Below are 18,265 nucleotides of genomic sequence, written 5' to 3'. Positions count from 1 at the left end.
GGGCCGGCGCCCGGCCAGCCGGTGACCGCGCCCCTGCCGGCCGGCTACCGGCCCCCGTTCGCCCCGCACGGCCCGTACGCGGGGCAGCCCGCGGCGGCGCCGGTGCCGCCCAAGCCGCCGAAGCCGCCGAAGCGACCGCGTGAGCGCTCCCCGCTCGGCGCGGTGACCTTCTCGCTCATCTTCCTCGCCCTGGGCGTGGTCGCCATCCTCGACCTGCTGGACGTCTTCGACGTCGGCGCGTCGGCGTACTTCGCGGCGGCCCTGGCCACCATCGGGCTCGGTCTGCTGGTCGGCACCTGGTTCGGGCGGGCCCGTTGGCTGATCGCACTCGGTCTGGTGACCGCCGCCGCGCTCGCGGTGGCCACGGTCGCGGAGTCCTACGACCGGATCCGGGGCGTCGACGGCAACGTCACCTGGGCGCCCACCGACCACCGCGACCTCGCCACCCGGTACGAGAACAGCTTCGGCGACTCGGTGCTCGACCTGCGCGCGGTCGACTTCGACAAGAAGGACACCGACATCACGGTCTCGGTCAACTTCGGCGAGGCCACCGTGGTGGTGCCGCCGAACGTCGACGTGACCACGGTGGCGGACGTCAACGCCGGCGACGCGGTCGTCTTCGGGAAACGCTCCGGCGGCCTGGACGGCCCGCTGCGGGAGAACACCGACCTGGGCCCTGACGGCGCCGGCGGCGGCACCCTGCGCCTCTACATCCACGTCAACGCCGGCAACCTGGAGGTGACCCGGTGAAGGCCCACCGTACGGACACCGTGTCCTTCGCCTTCGGGCTGATCTTCCTCGGCTTCTCCGCCTGGTGGCTGCTCGCCCAACTGCTCGGGCTCGCCCTGCCGCCGGTCGGCTGGTTCCTGGCCGGCGCGCTGATCCTGATCGGCGTGCTCGGCCTGGTCGGCGCGCTGCGCTCCGGCCGGTCCGCGCGGACGGCCACGGCGGACACCGCCGATCCCTCGCCGGCCGACGGAGAGCCCGGCTCCACCCTGCTGAGCCCGGATCTGCTCGGTGGCGACCCCGACCGCAGGGCCTCCGACCCGACCCGATGGGACGTCGACCGTGGGACCTCGGACGTCGACCCGACCCGGTGGGACGTCGACCCGCTCGGCCCGGCGGCGGACCCGACGGCGCGGGACGTGCCGGCGGCGGGCCGGCCGGCCTGGGAGGTGGAGCGCCCGGCTCCGGCCGACGACCCGGCGGCTTGGGCCGACGGGCGGTCGGAGTGGGAGGTGTCCGCGCCGATGTCGGGCGGGCCGACCTCACTCGGCGAGACGCGAGACCCTGACGAGGCCGACGAGTGGCCGACCGAGGCGGTCACCGACCGGCCGGTCCGGGCGGTCGAGGACCGGGCGGCCGACGAGGGCGGGCGGGCGGAGCGGTCCTCCTCCGCACCGACCGCCGAGCCGCCCACCACCGAGGAGCGCCGCGGCGGCTGACCGCAGCGGTGCGGGCGCCGTACGGAGCCGCATATGCTGGCCGGTGGAGATTTCGCCTCCGCCGGCCGGCTCGCCCGATCCGGCCGCCGGTCCGGCGGGCCCGCGCCGCCGTGGCGGTCCCACGCGCTTCCCGTCTCTACCCCGTCAGGAGCCCGTCCGACATGACCCAGTTCCCCGCCGTGCGCACGTCCGGCCGGTCCGGTCCGGTCCGCATCGGCGAGCGAGCCGCCCGTGCCCTCGTCTCCGAACTCGCCCGGATCAACGACCCGAAGGCCGCCCTGCTGGTCGGCGCGACGCCGGAGTCCGCGGTGCTGGCCGCGGCGATCGACGCGCTGCTGCCCGGCGACCGGCTCACCCTGGTGCCGGCCGGGTCCACCAGCTCCGCCGTGCTGCGTGAGCACGTCACCGCCCAGGGCCGGTGGGTCGCCGACCGGGTCCGCGTGGTCGACACCATCGCCGAGGCCGAGCCCGCCGCGGTGGTCGTCACCGGCGAGCCCCTCACCGGCACGGCGGACGAGACCCGCGCCGCGGTGGAGGGGCTGACCAAGTACCTCGCCGACGGCGCGGTGCTGACCGTGGCCACCGCCGCCAGCCCCGGCCGTACCGCCGGCGCCGCCGCCGAACTGGACCGGCAGGGCGCGCTGCACGGTGTCGGCACCGACCTGGTGCTGCGCAACACGCCGCCGCTGCGCGTGCACCGGCTCCGCTTCACCCCGGCGGACGTCGCCACGGCAGCCCGGCTGGCCCCGGCGTACCGCCCGTCCAGCGTGCCGCTGACCCGTGGCATGCACATCGACTCCAACGGCGTGGCCGCGGCCGGGATCACGCTCGGCCTGGCCGCGCTGGCCCGGCTGACCCGGCCGAAGTCGAAGCTCTGGCTGCTGCCCGCCCTGGCCGCCGCCCCGGTGGCCGCCTTCTTCCGCGACCCGGAGCGGGACGTGCCGGAGGACCCGTCGGCCGTCGTCGCCGCCGCCGACGGCCAGGTGCTCTCGGTGCAGCGGCTGCACGACGAGCGCTTCGGCGACGGCGAGTGGCTGCGGGTCGCGGTCTTCCTGTCCGTGCTGGACGTGCACGTCAACCGCGCACCGGTGGCCGGCAAGGTGGTCGACTACTTCGTCGCCGACGGCGGGTTCGTCAACGCCATGAAGCCGGACGCGGAGCACAACGTCGCCGCGTACACGGTGCTGGACACGGCGCACGGGACGGTGGTCGTGGCGCAGCGCACCGGCCTGATCGCCCGGCGGATCGTGCAGCGGGCGCCGATCGGCGCGCTGCTGGCCAGGGGTGAGCGCTTTGGGCTGATCCGGTTCGGCTCGCGTACCGACGTCTACCTGCCCGCCGAGGCGGCGGACCCGCTGGTCGGGCCGGGTGACAAGGTGGTCGGCGGGTCGACCGTCATCGCCCGCTGGCGCTGACGGAGGACACGCGAAAGGGGCGCCGCTCGCGCGGCGCCCCTTTTGCGTGTACGGGGGTCAGGCGGTGCGGCGCTGGCGCAGCCAGAGCACGGGGCCGCTGGCCAGGTAGCCGACGACGATCAGGGCGAAGGTGACCCGGACGTCGATCAGCGCGCCGATCACCGGGGCCAGCCACAGCCACGGGGGCAGCCTGAGCAGCCGGGCGAGCTTGGCGTACGGGAAGCTGGAGACCATGGTGAAGGCGAGCAGCGCCACCCCGGCCACCTGCACCACGCCGGGCAGCGGCAGACCGATCATCACCATCAGCGCCAGCACCGCCGCCGCCATCGTGGTCGGTACGCCGCAGAAGAACCGGCCGTCCTTCGGCGAGACGTTGAACCGGGCGAGCCGGATCGCCGCGCACGCCGCGACGAGGGCGGCGGCGACCGCGGCGGCCGCCGTCGGCGCGGAACCGGCCAACGAGGCGTAGACCACCACCGGGGCGGCGAGGCCGAACGAGCACATGTCGGCCAGCGAGTCCATCTGCGCGCCGAACGGGCTGGCCACGCCGAGCTTGCGGGCGAGCGCGCCGTCCAGGCCGTCGAAGGCCACGCAGGCGATCAGGAAGAGCGCGGCGAGCCGGACCTCACCCTGCATGGCCACGAAGATCGCGTTGATGCCGAGCATCAGGCTGGCCAGGGTGCATGCGTTGACCAGCGCGAACTTCATCCGGCGGGCGGCGGTCCGCTCCCCGGGAAGCAGCGGGATCGCCATCGCCGGCGCGTCGTCGACCGGGGTCGTGGGCCCGAGGGCGGGGCTGACCGGCGCGATCGATCCGATCTCCGCACGGTCGAACCGGTTCAGCCCGTAGCGGCGGCGCGGCCGCTCGGGGTACCGGTGCTCCGGCAACGCGAGGTCGGTGGCACCGTGCAGGTCGCCGTCGCGGCGACCCACCCGGACCAGCAGCACCTGCCGGGCGAACGTGCTGCTGCGGCGCAACGGGCCCGCCCAGCGACGCCCTGCGGGGCGCGGACTGTCAGTCGTACGACGCCGGCGCCATGGGGCTCTCGGCACGTTTCCTCCATCACCGGATCGGCTGGCCGCCGCGAGGGCGGGTGTCCGGCTGTCTCGTGCCGGACCTCTCTGGCCCGGCAGCCGTTTTGCGGAGTACACCATCGCATAGGGGAACGGGGATTGGCGATAGCTGCCGGCGGTACTTATATCTGGCTTAACCGCGCGAACCGCTCTCTTATTCCCATCCCGGGCTCCATCGCCCGTTTTCTCCACCAACCCCACATCGAATGTACCGGAACCCGTCACGGTCGGCTCGACGAGCGGGCGCGGTCGGCCTCGATGTCCGGTTGGCCAGCCGGCAGCCGGCGCATCGACGGCGGACCCGGCCGGTCCGTCAGCCGTCGCGGCGGCCGAGCACCCGGGCGGCGATCTCGGTGAGCGGGAGCCCGACCAGCTCGGCGGCGGTGAACCAGCCGGCCCGGGCGGTCGAACCACCGGCCAGCTCGGTCACCAGCGGTTCGGTGGGCACGTCGACCGCGACCTTGTAGATCACCCGGATGCCGTGCCAGTCCAGCGGGCGCCCCTCCGGGCCGAGGGCGGCCGGGTTGTGCAGGTTGTCCACGCCGATCAGCTCGACCACGCGACCGAGCTGGCCGGCCTCCTCCACCAGCTCCCGCAGCAGCGCGGGGACGGGCTGCTCGCCGTGGTCGGTCCCGCCACCGGGCAGGTGCCACCGACCGGCGCCCGGGTAGCCTTCCGCGATCATCGTCAGCAGCACCCGTCCGGCCGGGTCGGTCACCAGCCCGTACGCCCCGAAGCGCTGCCGCCGGTCGGCCGGCGGCTCGGCGAACGGCTCCCGCCGGCGCAGGGCGTCGTGCGGCAGCGGGGTGACCGGCAGGCCGAGCAGCTCGGCGGTGAACGGCAGCAGCGGCACCTCGGCGGCCTCGTCCGGGGTCAGCCAGCGCGCGAGGTCGGTGGTGCCGTCGCGTTCGTCGCGGAGCGTTCCGTCGACCGGGGCGAGGTCGAAGACCACCCGGTCGGTGTGCAGCGCGACCCCCAGGTCGGCGTACGCGACGACGTCGGCCAGCACCGCGCGCAGCCCGGTCACCTCGACGGTCAGCCCGGTCTCCTCGGTGACCTCCCGGACCACCGCGTGCGCCGGATGCTCGGCGTGCGCCAACCCGCCACCCGGCACCGACCACACCCCCGGGAAGTCGGCCAGCGCCGACCCCCGCACCAGCAGCACCCGCCCGTCGGCGTCCCGCAGCACCCCGTACGCCCCGACCCGCCGCCGCTCCCGCACCCACACTCCCCGCGCCCCGCCCGACACCGTCGATCATGAGGTTAGCGGCAGCCGGAGCGGCGTGCCGCCCGGTCGACCTCATGATCAACGCGCGTGGGGGAACCGGGGGTCAGGTGAGTTGGGCGGCTTGGACGGCTTCGGCGGTCACCTCGGTGAGGCGGTGTCTGGGGAGGGCGCCGAGTTCCTCGCGGGCGAACCAGCGGGCCTCGCAGGTGGAGCCGCCGACGTCGCCGACAATGGGCGGGGCGGGCTGGTCGACCACGACCCGGTAGAAGGCGCGCACCCCGTGCCAGTCGATCGGGTAGCCCTCGGGGCCGAGCGAGGCGGCGTCGCGGTGGCTGGCCACCCCGAGCAGCTCGACGAGGCGGCCGGTCTGCCCGGTCTCCTCGACCAGCTCCCGGATCAGCGCCGCGCCGGGCTGCTCGCCGTAGTCGGTGCCACCGCCGGGCAGGTGCCAGCAGCCGGCGCCCGGGTAGCCGTCGGAGATCCGGGTCAGCAGCACCCGGTCGTCCGGGTCGGTCACCACCGCGTACGCGGCGAAGCGCTGGGCGCGGTGCAGGCCGTCCGGGCCGGGCACCGCGTAGAAGGAGGGGAACTCCGGCGCCTCGTCGGGGACGATGTCGGCGGAGGAGGCGGGCAGGCCGAGGGCGCGCGCGGTGAAGGAGCGCAGCGGCAGCTCACGGGCCTCCTCGGGGGTGAACCAGCGGGCCAGGTCGGTGGGCCGGTCCACCCGGTCGGTGAGCGTCCCGCCCCGGACCGACACCTGGTAGACCAGGCGGTCGGTGTGGATGGTGATGCCCCGCTCCGGCAGCGCGCGCATGTCGGCGAGCACGTCGTGCAGGCCGGCGACGCTGACCGAGAGGCCGGTCTCGACGGCGGTCTCCCGCACGACGGTGTGGTGGGGGTCCTCGCCGTGGTCGACCGCCCCGCCCGGCAACGACCACGTGCCGGGGGTGCCGGAGCGCTCCGATGCGCGGACCAGCAACACTCGGCCGACTGAATCAGCACAAACTGCGTATGCCGCGATCCTGCGGAGCGGCTCCAGCAAGGTGGTCACGGGGGCAAATTCTCCCCGGCGCGGGTTACCACGGCGGAAAAGAGTCAGATTCCTGACTCTACGAGCCGGATCAGGGATCGATCAGGGTAGGGATCCGGGCGGTCACCGAGGTCGGCCCGCCCGGCGGCGCGGACCGTGGAGGCATGACTACCACCGCCTCTCCCCAGGCCCCGTACAAGCAGCTGCGCCGCCCCACCACGGACCGGATGGTCGCCGGGGTGGCCAGCGGCGTCGGCCGGTACTTCGACGTCGACCCCACCCTGGTCCGGGTGGTCTTCGCCGTGACCGGCCTGCTCACCGGCGGCTTCGCGCTGCTTGCGTACCCGGTCATGTGGTTCCTGATGCCGGAGGAGCCGGCCGGCGCGCCCGCCTGGCCGAACCCGGCGGACGCCGCGCCGCCCACCGTGGCGCAGCCGCCCCACCCGCCGGCCCAGCCGCCCTACCCGCCGACGGCGCCGCCGGCGGCGTGAGGCGGGATCACTCCCACTCGATGGTGCCCGGCGGCTTGCTGGTCACGTCCAGGACCACCCGGTTCACCTCGGCGACCTCGTTGGTGATCCGGGTGGAGATCCGGGCCACGACCTCGTAGGGCAGCCGGGACCAGTCGGCGGTCATCGCGTCCTCGCTGGAGACCGGCCGCAGCACCACGGGATGCCCGTAGCTGCGGCCGTCACCCTGTACGCCGACGCTGCGCACGTCGGCCAGGAGCACCACCGGGAACTGCCAGACGCCCCGGTCCAGCCCGGCGGCGGTGAGCTCCTCGCGGGCGATCAGGTCGGCCCGGCGGAGCAGGTCCAGCCGCTCCCGGTCGACCGCGCCGATGATCCGGATGGCCAGGCCCGGGCCCGGGAACGGGTGCCGCCAGACCATCGCCTCCGGCAGCCCCAGCTCCAGGCCGAGCGCCCGGACCTCGTCCTTGAAGAGCGTGCGCAGCGGCTCGACCAGGGCGAACTTCAGGTCCTCCGGGAGGCCGCCGACGTTGTGGTGGCTCTTGATGTTGGCGGTGCCGGTGCCGCCGCCGGACTCGACCACGTCCGGGTAGAGGGTGCCCTGCACCAGGAACTCGACGTCGCCGTGGGAGGCGATCTCGCGGGCGGCGGACTCGAAGACCCGGATGAACTCCCGGCCGATGATCTTGCGCTTCTGCTCGGGGTCGGTCACCCCGGCCAGCGCGCCCAGGAACCGCTCCTGCGCGTCGACCACCTTCAGCTTGATGCCGGTGGCGGCGACGTAGTCCTTCTCCACCTGCTCGGCCTCGCCGGCGCGCAGCAGGCCGTGGTCGACGAAGACGCAGGTGAGCTGGTCACCGACGGCCCGGTGCACCAGCGCGGCGGCCACCGCGGAGTCCACGCCGCCGCTCAGGCCGCAGATGACCTCCTTGTCGCCGACCTGCTCGCGGATCCGCGCGACCTGCTCGTCGATGATGTTCGACGGGGTCCAGGTCGGCTCGATGCCGGCGATGTCGTGCAGGAACCGGGCGAGCATCTCCTGGCCGTGCGCGGTGTGCCCCACCTCCGGGTGGAACTGCACGCCGGCCCGGCGGCCCCCCAGGTCCTCGAAGGCGGCGACCGGGGCCCCGGCCGACTCGGCGGTCACCGTGAAACCCTCGGGCGCCTCGGTCACGCAGTCGCCGTGACTCATCCAGACCGGCAGGTCGTCGGGGAGGTCGCGGAGCAGCACGCCGGCCTCGGCGCGGGCGCGCAGCGGGGTGCCGCCGTACTCGCGGTTACCGGTCTTCGCGACGGTGCCGCCCAGGGCCTGGGCCATCGCCTGGAAGCCGTAGCAGATGCCGAAGACCGGCACGTCGGCGGTGAACATGCCGGCGTCGATCTGCGGGGCGCCCGGCGCGTAGACGCTGGACGGGCCGCCGGAGAGGATGATCGCAGCCGGGTTCTTCGCCAGCATCTCGGCGACCGGCATCGAGTGCGGCACGATCTCCGAATAGACCCTGGCCTCACGCACCCTGCGCGCGATGAGCTGGGCGTACTGGGCTCCGAAGTCCACCACGAGGACGGGGCGAGGCGTGCTCATGTGCACGGAGCCTACCGACAGTCACCCTCCGCGCCATCCGCGACCCGCGCTCGCGGCGCGTCGGACGCCGTCACCCCCGCCCGGCACCGTCGGTCCCGCGGCTCCGGCCACCGGTTCGCGGCCGGCCCGTCGTCGGCCCGGTAGACGGCGGGCGGTCGCCGGGACCGTCGGGTGGACCTCAGGCGCGCAGCGCGCCGGGGGCTTGCGCGGGCACCGCCGGGTGGCGCGGGGGCACCGGCGCCAACCGGGTGTACGGGGAGCCGAGCGGTGGCCGCGGGTCGTCCTCGCCCCGGTTGGGCCAGAAGGACATCGCCCGTTCCGCCTGGGCGGTGATCGTCAGCGACGGGTTCACCCCGAGGTTCGCCGACACCGCCGCGCCGTCCACCACGTGCAGCCCCGGATGGCCGTACACCCGGTGCCAGGGGTCGATCACCCCGTCGGCCGGGGTGGCGCCGATCACCGCCCCGCCCAGGATGTGCGCGGTCATCGGAATGTTGAACGGCTCGGTCAACGCGCCGCCCGGCGTACCGCCGATCTCCTCGGCGAGCATCCGGACCGCGGAGTTGCCGGCCGGGATCCAGGTCGGGTTGGGTGCGCCGTGGCCGGGGCCCGACACCAGCCGCCGGCCGAGCGGACCCCGCCGGAACCGGGTGGTCAGCGAGTTGTCCACCGATTGCATGACCAGCGCGATCACCGTCCGCTCCGACCAGCCGCGCACCGACAGCATCCGCGCCGCGGTGCCGGGCTGACGCAGCAGGCTGCCGAGCCAGCGGCGGACCCGGCGCGGGCCGCCGTCGACCAGCAGCGACTGGAGCAGCCCCATCGCGTTCGAGCCGCGCCCGTAGCGGACCGGCTCGATGTGGGTCTGGGGGTCGGGGTGGAACGAGCTGGTGATCGCCACCCCCTCGGTGAAGTCCAGCCGCTGCGCCCGGGCCCGCTGGCGGGGCACCGACGCGCCCAGGATCGCCTCCGAGTTCGTCCGGGTCAGCTCGCCGAGCCGCGCGGAGAGCCCGGGCAGCGCCCCGGTCGCCTTCATCTCGTGCAGCAGCCGCTGGGTGCCGAGCGCGCCGGCCGCGAAGACCACCTGGTCGGCGTGGATCACCTGGCGGCGCCGACGCAGCCAGGCGCCGGTGCGGACGGTGTGCACCTCGTAGCCGCCACCGTCGGCCGGGCGGACCGCGGTCACCGTGGTCAGCGCGTGCACCCGCGCGCCGAGCCGCTCGGCAAGCCAGAGGTAGTTCTTGACCAGGGTGTTCTTCGCGCCGTGCCGACAGCCGGTCATGCACGAGCCGCAGTGCGTGCAGCCGGTGCGCTCCGGACCCGCACCGCCGAAGTACGGGTCGGCGACCCGCTCGCCCGGGCGGCCGATGTGCACCCCGACCGGGGTGGCGTGGAAGGTGTGCCCGACCCCCATCCGCTCGGCCACCGCCCGCATCGCCCGGTCCGCTCCGGTCACCAGCGGGTACGTGGTGACGCCGAGCATCCGCTTCGCCTGGTCGTAGTGGCGGGCCAGCTCGTCGCGCCAGTCGGTGACGTCCCGCCACTGCGGGTCGGCGTAGAACGCGTCCAGCGGCTCGTAGAGGGTGTTCGCGTAGACCAGCGAGCCGCCGCCCACCCCGGCCCCGGAGAGCACCAGCACCCCGCCGCCGGCCCTGCGGTCGGCCGGCCGGAGCAGGGTGAGCCGTTGCAGGCCGTAGCAGCCGAGCCTCGGCGCCCAGAGGAACCGCCGGACGCGCCAGGAGGTCTGCGGGAACTCGTCGTCGGCGAAGCGCCGCCCGGCCTCCAGGACGCCGACGGCGTAGCCCTTCTCGGCCAGCCGGAGCGCGGTGACGCTGCCGCCGAAGCCGGACCCGATGACGACCACGTCGTACCGCATGGACGCATCATTACCGCTGAGTAGACGTCGCGCCAGCGCGAGTTTTCGCGCGATCATGCTCCGGTCACCCGATCCGGGGCGCGCCGGCCGCAACCCGGAAGCCCCGTCGGAGCGTTGTCCATCACGGGGGTGTGTCGAGCGTGGCTCATGAGACAGGGGCGCGGCGCCCACGATGGGTGCGGGCGCTGGCCGCCCTCGCGGCGGTCGTCGTGGCGGTCGTGGGCGCCCTCGTGGTCGCCCGGCTGGTGCGCGACGACGGGCCGGATCGCCGGGTGGGGCCCACCGGGGCCACCGGCACGCCGGGCGCCACCGCCGCCCCGAGCCCGACCGCCCCGCCCGGCGCCGGCATCACCGGCCCGCTCAACCTGCTGCTCGTCGGGGTGGACACCCGGGTCAGCGTGCCGGGTTGGGAACCGCACGGCGACGCCGTGCTGATGCTGCACGTGCCCGCCGGCCTGGACCGGGCGTACCTCTTCTCACTCCCGCGCGACCTGCTGGTCGACATCCCGGCCTTCCCACAGGCCGGCTACCGCGGCGGGAAGACCAAGCTCACCCACGCCATGAGCTACGGCAGCCGGGTGCCCGGCAAGCCCCGGCAGCCGAGCGCCGCCCAGGGGTACGACCTGCTCCGCAGCACGGTCAGCGGCTACACCGGGCTGCGCGTCGACGCCGGCGCGGTGCTCACCTTCGGCGGCTTCGACAAGCTGGTGGACACTCTGGGCGGGGTGGACCTCTACGTCGACCAGCGGGTGGTCTCGCTGCATCGCCGCCCCGACGGCAAGCACCGCAGCCCGGTGCCCGGCGGCTACACCGGGCCGCAGATGGTCTACGAGAAGGGCGAGCGGCACCTCAACGGGTGGCAGGCGTTGGACTACGCCCGGCAGCGCTACATCTCCGGCGGCGACTACGCCCGGCAGCGCCACCAGCAGCAGCTGATCAAGGCGCTGGTCACCAGGATCCTCGGCGAGGACCTGGCTCGGCAGCCCGACCGCGTCGAGCAGGTGGTCGCCGCCCTCGGCGACACGCTGATCTACGCGGGCGGGCCGCGGATCGTCGACATCGCGTACGCCCTCGGCGGGCTGCCGCCGGACCGGTTCGTCCTGGTCGGACTCCCCGGGGCGGGGGTCGGCAAGGGCCGCGCCTACCGGGGCGAACAACTGACGGCCGTCGGCCGCACGTTCCTCACCGAGCTGCGCGCCGGCCGGGCGGACGCCTACCTTGCCGACCACCCGGAGCTGGTCGTCCGAAAGTGACCCGTCAGCGCGGCTGGACCTTCGCATGGAAGACGGCGGGGCTCGTCGCGGGCGGCACGCCCGGCGCGACCCGTCAGAGCGGTTCGGGGCGGGCGGGACGCTCGGTGCCGTGGAGCCAGGCGTCGAAGAGCTTGTCGAGCTGCTTCTTCGAGATCCGCTCGGCCAGGGCGACGAACTCCGCGGTGGTGGCGTTGTCGTTGCGCTTCTGCGCCGTCCACGCCTTCAGGATCTGGAAGAACGCCTTGTCGCCGACGGCCACCCGCAGCGCGTGCACGGTCATCGCGCCGCGCTGGTAGACCGACTCGCTGAACAGGTTCTCCACCCCCGGTCGGCCCGGGGGCGTACGCCAGACCTGGCCGGACGAGCCGGCGTACCGGGCGTCGAACGACCGCTGGGCGCTGCGCCCACCGTCGTGCTCGGTCCAGAGCCACTCCGCGTACGTGGCCAGCCCCTCGTTGAGCCAGATGTCCTGCCACCTCGCCAGCGAGACGCTGTTGCCGAACCACTGGTGGGCCAGCTCGTGCGCGACCACCTCCGTGTTCGAGCCGGCACGGAAGAAGCCGGCGGAGTAGACCGGGCGGCTCTGCGTCTCCAGCGCGTACCGGATCCGGTCGTCGGAGATCACCACCCCGCCGTACGCCTCGAACGGGTACGGGCCGAAGACGCTCTCAAGGTAGTCGGCGACCTCGACCGTCTCGGCGATCGACCGGTCCGCCGCCCCCTCGGGCAGCTCGGTGGTGACCGCGTGGAACACCGGCCGTCCCTTGTGCTCGCCCTCGGTCAGCCGGAACTTCCCGATCACCACGGTGCTCAGGTAACTGGCCATGGGGCTGCGCTCGGCCCACTTCCAGGTGGTCCAGCCGCCGACGCTGTTCCGCCCCGCCAGCACCCCGTTGCTCACCGCGGTCAACCCGTCCGGGACGGTGATCTCGAAGTCGTAGCTGGCCTTGTCGGAGGGGTGGTCGTTGACCGGGAACCAGGTGCTCGCCGACTCCGGCTGGCCGAGCGCGATCGCGCCGTCGTCGGTGTGCAGGAAACCACCGACGCCGGTCGCCTCGTTGCGCAGCGGCTCCGGCTCACCCTCGTAGGCGATCTCGGCGACGAAGCCGTTGCCCGCGATCAGGCCGCTGGCCGGCGTGACGGTCAGCTCGTCGCCCTTGCGGCTGTGCTTCGCCGGGGCGCCGTCCACGGTGACCGACCGCACGGTCAGCCCCGCCAGGTCCAGGTTGAACGTGGACAGGTCGGCGGTCGCGGCGGCGCGCAGGGTGGTGGTGCCGCTGAGCCGGTCCGTCGCCGGGTCGTAGCGCACCTTGACCGTGTACTGGTCGACGTCGTAGCCGCCGTTGCCGTAGGTCGGGAAGTACGTGTCCCCCACGCCGGGCGCCCCCGGCGCGAACTGGCGGGCCGCGCCGGGCGACGAGGCGGCCGAGATGGGGGCCGGTTCAACGGCCGAGGAGCATCCGCCCAGCCCGAGCGCCCCCGTCACCAGCAGACCGGTCCCCCCGCGCAGAACCCGCCGCGACAGCGTCATCGCCTCGTCCCTCCCCTGTGCCGCCGGCTGCCCCACCGGCGACCCGAGCGTCCCGGCCCCGGCACGGTGAGCGACGTGCCGGCCGATCGGGATGCGGACCCGCACCCGCCGGTCCGGCGGCAGCCTACCGAGCGCCGCTGGGAACCGCGTCAGGGCAGGGCGGGGGCGCTCGCGCCGACCAGCCAGGCGTCGAAGAGCGGGCGCAGGGACTTCCCGGAGACCCGCTCGGCCAGCGCGATCAGGTCGTCGGTGGTGGCGTTGCGGTCGCGCTGCTCGGCGGTCCAGCTTCGCAGGATGCGGAAGAAGGTGTCGTCGCCGACCGTGCGGCGCAGCGCGTGCACGGTGAGCGCCCCGCGCTTGTAGACGGCCGGACCGAACAACCGGGACCGTCCGGGGTCGACGGACGGCCGCGACCAGTCGGTGACGGCGTACTCCAGCTCGAAGTTGCGCTGCGCGGTGCGACCGCCGTCGTGCTCCTCCCACAGCCACTCCGCGTAGCTGGCGAAGCCCTCGTTGAGCCAGATGTCGCTCCACCGGCCCAGCGCCACGCTGTTGCCGAACCACTGGTGGGCCAGCTCGTGGGCGACCACCCCGAGGTTGGGCCGCCCACCGCGGAAGAAGCCCGGCCCGTAGACCGGCCGGGACTGGGTCTCCAGCGCGTAGCCGATCCGCCTGTCGGTGACCACGACGCCGCCGTACGCGTCGAACGGGTACGGCCCGAACCGGCTGGCCAGGAAGTCCGCGATCTCGCCGGTGCGGGCCAGCGAGGCGGCCTCCGGGCCGGTCGCCGGCAGCGTCGCCGGCACCGCCGTGACCATCGGCTTGCCGGCGTGCGTGCCGGTCGCCACCCGGTAGTCGCCGATCACCAGCGTGGTCAGGTAGCTGGCCATGGGCGAGCGCTCGGCCCACCGCCAGGTGGTCCAGCCGCCGGCGCTGCTCCGCTCCCCCGGCACCCCGTTGCTCAGCGCGGCCAGGCCGTCCGGCACGCTCACCTCGATGTCGTAGGTGGCCTTGTCGGACGGGTGGTCGTTGACCGGGAACCAGCTGGCCGCCGAGTACGGCTGGCCGAGGGCGACCGCGCCGTCGTCGGTGTGCAGGAAGCCGCCGGTGCCCAGCACACCGTCCGGCTTCGCCGTCGGGGTGCCGGCGTACTCCAGCTCGACGGTGAACCGCCCGCCCCGCGGGAGCCCGCCGCGCGGGGTGACCACCAGCTCGTCGCCCTCGCGCCGGTGCTGTGCGTCGGCGCCGTCCACGGTGACCCGGGTGACGTCGAGGCCGGCGAGGTCCAGGTTGAACCGGGACAGCCCGTGGGCGGCGGTCGCCACGATCCCCGCCCGGCCGGTCAACCGGTCGCTGGCCGGGTCGTAGCGCACCGCCAGCCGGTAGTGCGAGACGTCGTAGCCGCCGTTGCCGCTGCCCGGCACGTACGGGTCGCCGAGGTCCGCGCTGCCCGGACGGAGGCCGTCGCGCCCGCGCTCGGCGTCGTCGCGGTCGCCGGTGCAACCGACCAGCACCACCGCCGCGGCCACGGCGGCGGCGAGAGCCGGCCGGATCCGGTCAGGAGTACGACGCACCGGCCGAGCCTATCGGCGCGGCCGGTGCGACGGGGCGGGTTGTCCGGTCAGCGGTCCAGGACCAGGCCGACCTTCTGGAACTCCTTGAGGTCGCGGTAGCCGCACTTGGCCATCGCGCGGCGCAGCCCGCCGAAGAGGTTGAGCTGCCCGTCCGGCTCGTCGGCCGGGCCAAAGAGCAGCTGCTCCATCGAGCCGAGCGGCTCACCGGCGATCTCGAACGCGCCGCGGGGCAGCGACGGGTGGCTGGCGGCGGAGTGCCACCAGGCCCCGCCGGCCGGCGCCTCCGCGCAGAGCGACAGCGCCTCGCCGAGCATCACCGCGTCCGCGCCGCAGCCGAGCGCCTTGGCGATGTCGCCGGAGGTCTGGATGTCGCCGTCGGCGATCAGGTGCACGTACCGGCCGCCGGTCTCGTCGAGGTAGTCCCGCCGCGCCGCCGCCGCGTCGGCGATGGCGGTCGCCATCGGCACCCGGATGCCGAGCACCGACTCGGTGGTGGACCACTCGTCGCCGCCGATGCCGACGATGACGCCGGCCGCGCCGGTGCGCATCAGGTGCAGCGCGGTCTTGTAGTCGGTGCAGCCACCCACGATGACCGGCAGGTCGAGGTCGGCGATGAACTCCTTGAGGTTCAGCGGCTCGTCGGTCGTCGAGACGTGCTCGGCGGAGACGATGGTGCCCTGGATGACGAGGATGTCCACGCCGGCGTCGAGGATCACCGGGGCGAGCGCCAGGGTGTGCTGCGGGGAGACCCGGACGGCGACCGTGCCGCCGCCGGCGCGCAGCTCGCGGACCCGCTCGGCGATCAGGTCGGGGCGGATCGGCTCCGCGTAGACCTCCTGGAGCCGCTTGGTCGCGCGGGCGTCCTCGCCCAGGCCCGACAGCTCCTCGAGGACCTTCGCCGGGTTCTCGTAGCGGGTCCAGAGGCCCTCGACGTTGAGCACGCCGAGCCCGCCGAGCTGGCCGAGCCGGACGGCGGACGCCGGGCTCATCGTCGCGTCCGACGGGTGCCCGACGCAGGGGATGCCGAACTGGTACGCGTCGAGCTGCCAGCCGGTGGAGACGTCGTCGACGTCGCGGGTCCGGCGGCTCGGCACGATGGCGATGTCGTCCAGGTGGTAGCCGCGCTGCGCGGTCTTGCCCAGCCCGATCTCGACCACGTCACGCATGGGGGACTCCAGGTGGTTGGGGGTGGTGGGTCAGCGGGAGTGGTAGTTGGGCGCCTCGACGGTCATCTGGATGTCGTGCGGGTGGCTCTCCTTGAGCCCCGCCGCGGTGATCCGGATGAGCTGGCCACGGCGGTGCAGCTCGGGGATGCTCTCCGCGCCGACGTACCCCATCGCGGCGCGCAGGCCACCGGTCAGCTGGTGGGCGACGGCGGAGAGCGGGCCCCGGTAGGGCACCTGGCCCTCGACGCCCTCGGGGACCAGCTTGTCCTCGGCGAGCACGTCCTGCTGGAAGTATCGGTCCTTGGAGTAGGAGCGCGCCTGGCCCCGGGACTGCATCGCGCCGAGCGAGCCCATGCCCCGGTACGCCTTGTACTGCTTGCCGTTGATGAAGATCAGCTCGCCGGGGCTCTCCTCGCAGCCGGCCAGCAGGCTGCCGAGCATCACCGTGTCGGCGCCGGCGACCAGGGCCTTGGCGATGTCGCCGCTGTACTGGATGCCGCCGTCGCCGATCACCGGGACACCGGCCGGCCGCGCGGCGCGGGCCGCCTCCATGATCGCGGTGATCTGCGGTACGCCCACCCCGGCGACGATCCGCGTGGTGCAGATGGCACCCGGGCCCACACCGACCTTGACGCCGTCGGCGCCCGCGTCGACCAGCGCCTTCGCGCCGGCGTAGGTGGCGATGTTGCCACCGACGATGTCGATGGAGACGTCCTTCTTCAGCCGGCGGACCATGTCCAGCACCGCGCGCTGGTGGCCGTGCGCGGTGTCCACGATCAGCACGTCGACGCCCGCGTCGACCAGGGTCCGGGCCCGCTTGTACGCGTCGTCGCCCACCCCGACGGCGGCGGCGACCCGCAGCCGGCCGGCGTCGTCCTTGGTGGCGTTCGGGTACTGCTCGCTCTTGGTGAAGTCCTTGACGGTGATCAGCCCGCGCAGCCGGCCCGCGTCGTCGACGATCGGCAGCTTCTCGATCTTGTGCTGGCGCAGCAGGGCCAGCGCCTCGTCCTTGCTCACCCCGACGCGGGCGGTGACCAGCGGCGTCCGGGTCATGATGTCGCGGACCGGGGTGGCCGGGTCGGAGACGAAGCGCATGTCGCGGTTGGTGACGATGCCGACGAGCTGACCGTCGCCGTCCACCACCGGCACGCCCGAGATGCGGTAGCGGCCGCAGAGCGAGTCGACGTCCCGCAGCGTGTCGTCCGGGCTGGCGGTGACCGGGTTGGTGATCATGCCGGACTCGGAGCGCTTGACCAGGTCGACCTGGAGCGCCTGGTCCTCCAGGGAGAGGTTGCGGTGCAGCACGCCGATGCCGCCCTGGCGGGCCATGGCGATCGCCATCCGCGCCTCGGTCACCGTGTCCATCGCGCTGGAGAGCAGCGGCACGGAGAGCTCGATGCCGCGGGTGAGGCGGGTGCGGGTGTTGACCCGGCTGGGCACCACGTCCGACTCGCCCGGCTGGAGCAGCACGTCGTCGAAGGTCAGGCCGAGCGGGACCACCCGCGCCGAACCCGCGGGCAGCTCCGGCAGGTGACCGCCCAGCTCGCCGCTCTCGGCGTCGGTCGGAAGATCGGTGCTGGGCGAAATTTCCACGATTGCTCCCCTGAGCTGCTCGGACGGGCTTCAGCGAGGTGGCGTGGGCGGAGACCGCCGCTCGCCGGGTGACGGCGCGTCGCCCCATCGTACCCAGTGACCTGGGCCGCCCCCGTCGGCGGCGGGCCGAGCGACCGGTGCCCCGGGGGCCGACGTGGCTGAGGCGTTGGGTCTACGGTGAGGGGGTGCACGACGAGCCCATCGACCCCTTCAACGGCGACCCGGCCGACCCGGCCGCCGGCCTGCACGATGCGGGCGACGACTCGACGCTCGATCCGCTGACCGACGTCGAGCGCCAGGATGTCCTGGAGGACCTCGCCGACCTGGAGATCTACCAGGCGCTGCTGGCGCCGATCGGGGTCCGCGGGCTGGTCATCGAGTGCGAGGACTGCCGCGAACCGCACTACTTCGACTGGGACCTGCTCCGGGGCAACCTGCGACACCTGCTCAGCTCCGGTCGCCCCCGGGTGCACGAGCCGGCCTATGACCCGGACCCGGACCACTACGTCACCTGGGACTACGCCCGCGGCTACGCCGACGGGGTGCACGACACGCTCACCGAGGGCACCGACGAGGAGCCCGGCTCCACGCCCTGAGCCCGTACCCCTCAATCCGCCCGCCGCGCCGGGCGTGGCCGGCACTGACCGACCGGCCCGGCGGCCCGGCTCAGGCGACCAGGCCCGCCCGGAAACCGGCGGCCACCGCGTGCGCCCGGTCCCGGGCGCCGAGCTTGCGGAACAGCCGCCGGGCGTGGGTCTTGACGGTGTCCTCCGACACGAACAGCTCACGGCCGATCTCGGCGTTGCTCTTGCCCTCCGCCATGCCCAGCAGCACCTGCAACTCGCGCTCGGTCAGCCCGATCGACGACCGGCCGCCACGGCCGCCGGACGCGTTCGGCTGACCGTTCGGCGCGGCCTCCTCCGGCTCGCCGGCGGGCTCCGCCGGATCGTCGCCACGCTGCACGGGCACCACCGCGGGAGTGCCGCCGGCACCCTCGGTGGCCGCTGCCGGCCAGGCCGGACCGGGGT

Annotated in this window: 15 protein-coding genes and 1 pseudogene; 6 read left to right on the top strand and 10 right to left on the bottom strand. The window is 74.2% G+C overall.

The window, feature by feature from the left end; genetic code table 11:
• From NCC78_RS13435 to NCC78_RS13425, 3 genes and pseudogenes are all read left to right on the top strand, one after another.
• On the top strand, nt 1–750 hold a 750-nt coding region (locus NCC78_RS13435), incomplete at its 5' end, for a LiaF domain-containing protein (RefSeq protein WP_250794848.1).
• A pseudogene (locus NCC78_RS13430) lies at nt 747–995 on the top strand (hypothetical protein); the annotation flags it as partial. The gene NCC78_RS13435 and the pseudogene NCC78_RS13430, both read left to right, overlap by 4 nt.
• Before the next feature lie 611 nt (nt 996–1,606).
• Complete coding sequence (locus tag NCC78_RS13425) at nt 1,607–2,860, top strand: phosphatidylserine decarboxylase (RefSeq protein ID WP_250794847.1); 1,254 nt, start codon at nt 1,607–1,609, stop codon at nt 2,858–2,860.
• Between the two features lie 57 nt (nt 2,861–2,917).
• Here NCC78_RS13425 and NCC78_RS13420 read toward each other — a convergent pair whose 3' ends face one another.
• The 3 genes from NCC78_RS13420 to NCC78_RS13410 form a co-directional block, all read right to left on the bottom strand.
• The gene (locus NCC78_RS13420; protein ID WP_250794846.1) at nt 2,918–3,838 is read right to left on the bottom strand and encodes a CDP-alcohol phosphatidyltransferase family protein; all 921 of its coding nucleotides are present in this window, start codon (nt 3,836–3,838) and stop codon (nt 2,918–2,920) included.
• Between the two features lie 409 nt (nt 3,839–4,247).
• Complete coding sequence (locus tag NCC78_RS13415; protein WP_250794845.1) at nt 4,248–5,156, bottom strand: NUDIX hydrolase; 909 nt, start codon at nt 5,154–5,156, stop codon at nt 4,248–4,250.
• A gap of 109 nt (nt 5,157–5,265) precedes the next feature.
• A complete protein-coding gene (locus NCC78_RS13410; RefSeq protein WP_250794844.1) occupies nt 5,266–6,213 on the bottom strand; it encodes an NUDIX hydrolase in 948 nt (315 codons plus the stop codon).
• Between the two features lie 143 nt (nt 6,214–6,356).
• Between NCC78_RS13410 and NCC78_RS13405 the strand changes: the two genes are divergently transcribed.
• Nucleotides 6,357–6,683 carry a PspC domain-containing protein gene (locus NCC78_RS13405; RefSeq protein WP_250794843.1) on the top strand — a complete coding sequence of 109 codons (327 nt, stop codon included), beginning with the start codon at nt 6,357–6,359 and terminating at the stop codon, nt 6,681–6,683.
• Between the two features lie 7 nt (nt 6,684–6,690).
• On the opposite strand, the gene guaA is transcribed toward NCC78_RS13405, so the two are convergent.
• Together guaA and NCC78_RS13395 are read right to left on the bottom strand one after the other, a co-directional pair.
• Nucleotides 6,691–8,244, bottom strand: a complete 1,554-nt coding sequence (gene guaA, locus NCC78_RS13400) for a glutamine-hydrolyzing GMP synthase (protein ID WP_250794842.1) — start codon at nt 8,242–8,244, stop codon at nt 6,691–6,693.
• A 178-nt stretch (nt 8,245–8,422) separates the two neighbouring features.
• A complete protein-coding gene (locus NCC78_RS13395) occupies nt 8,423–10,120 on the bottom strand; it encodes an FAD-dependent oxidoreductase (RefSeq protein ID WP_250794841.1) in 1,698 nt (565 codons plus the stop codon).
• A 140-nt stretch (nt 10,121–10,260) separates the two neighbouring features.
• On the opposite strand from NCC78_RS13395, the gene NCC78_RS13390 reads away from it, so the two are divergent.
• Nucleotides 10,261–11,373, top strand: coding sequence for an LCP family protein (locus NCC78_RS13390; protein WP_250794840.1), 1,113 nt, complete (start codon nt 10,261–10,263; stop codon nt 11,371–11,373).
• Nucleotides 11,374–11,446: 73 nt separating this feature from the next.
• On the opposite strand, the gene NCC78_RS13385 is transcribed toward NCC78_RS13390, so the two are convergent.
• The 4 genes from NCC78_RS13385 to guaB all read right to left on the bottom strand — a co-directional run bounded on the left by NCC78_RS13385 (nt 11,447) and on the right by guaB (nt 17,237).
• On the bottom strand, nt 11,447–12,904 hold the full coding sequence (locus NCC78_RS13385; protein WP_250794839.1) for a M1 family metallopeptidase: 1,458 nt from the start codon (nt 12,902–12,904) through the stop codon (nt 11,447–11,449).
• Nucleotides 12,905–13,053: 149 nt separating this feature from the next.
• Nucleotides 13,054–14,478: a M1 family metallopeptidase gene (locus tag NCC78_RS13380; RefSeq protein ID WP_250794838.1), complete on the bottom strand. Its 1,425-nt coding sequence runs from the start codon at nt 14,476–14,478 to the stop codon at nt 13,054–13,056.
• A 47-nt stretch (nt 14,479–14,525) separates the two neighbouring features.
• On the bottom strand, nt 14,526–15,644 hold the full coding sequence (locus NCC78_RS13375) for a GuaB3 family IMP dehydrogenase-related protein (RefSeq protein WP_250794837.1): 1,119 nt from the start codon (nt 15,642–15,644) through the stop codon (nt 14,526–14,528).
• Nucleotides 15,645–15,674: 30 nt separating this feature from the next.
• Nucleotides 15,675–17,237, bottom strand: coding sequence for an IMP dehydrogenase (gene guaB, locus NCC78_RS13370; RefSeq protein ID WP_250794836.1), 1,563 nt, complete (start codon nt 17,235–17,237; stop codon nt 15,675–15,677).
• A gap of 185 nt (nt 17,238–17,422) precedes the next feature.
• On the opposite strand from guaB, the gene NCC78_RS13365 reads away from it, so the two are divergent.
• Nucleotides 17,423–17,833 carry a DUF5319 domain-containing protein gene (locus NCC78_RS13365; protein ID WP_250794835.1) on the top strand — a complete coding sequence of 137 codons (411 nt, stop codon included), beginning with the start codon at nt 17,423–17,425 and terminating at the stop codon, nt 17,831–17,833.
• 70 nt (nt 17,834–17,903) lie between these two features.
• Here the strand turns inward: NCC78_RS13365 and NCC78_RS13360 are convergent.
• Nucleotides 17,904–18,265, bottom strand: a 362-nt coding sequence (locus NCC78_RS13360; protein WP_250794834.1) for a response regulator transcription factor, incomplete at its 5' end; no start/stop codon positions are given.

Origin of the sequence: Micromonospora phytophila (genome assembly GCF_023656545.1) — a bacterium.
In the GTDB taxonomy this organism is placed as follows: Bacteria; Actinomycetota; Actinomycetes; order Mycobacteriales; family Micromonosporaceae; genus Micromonospora; species Micromonospora phytophila.
This window is presented reverse-complemented; position numbering and strand designations above follow the sequence as displayed.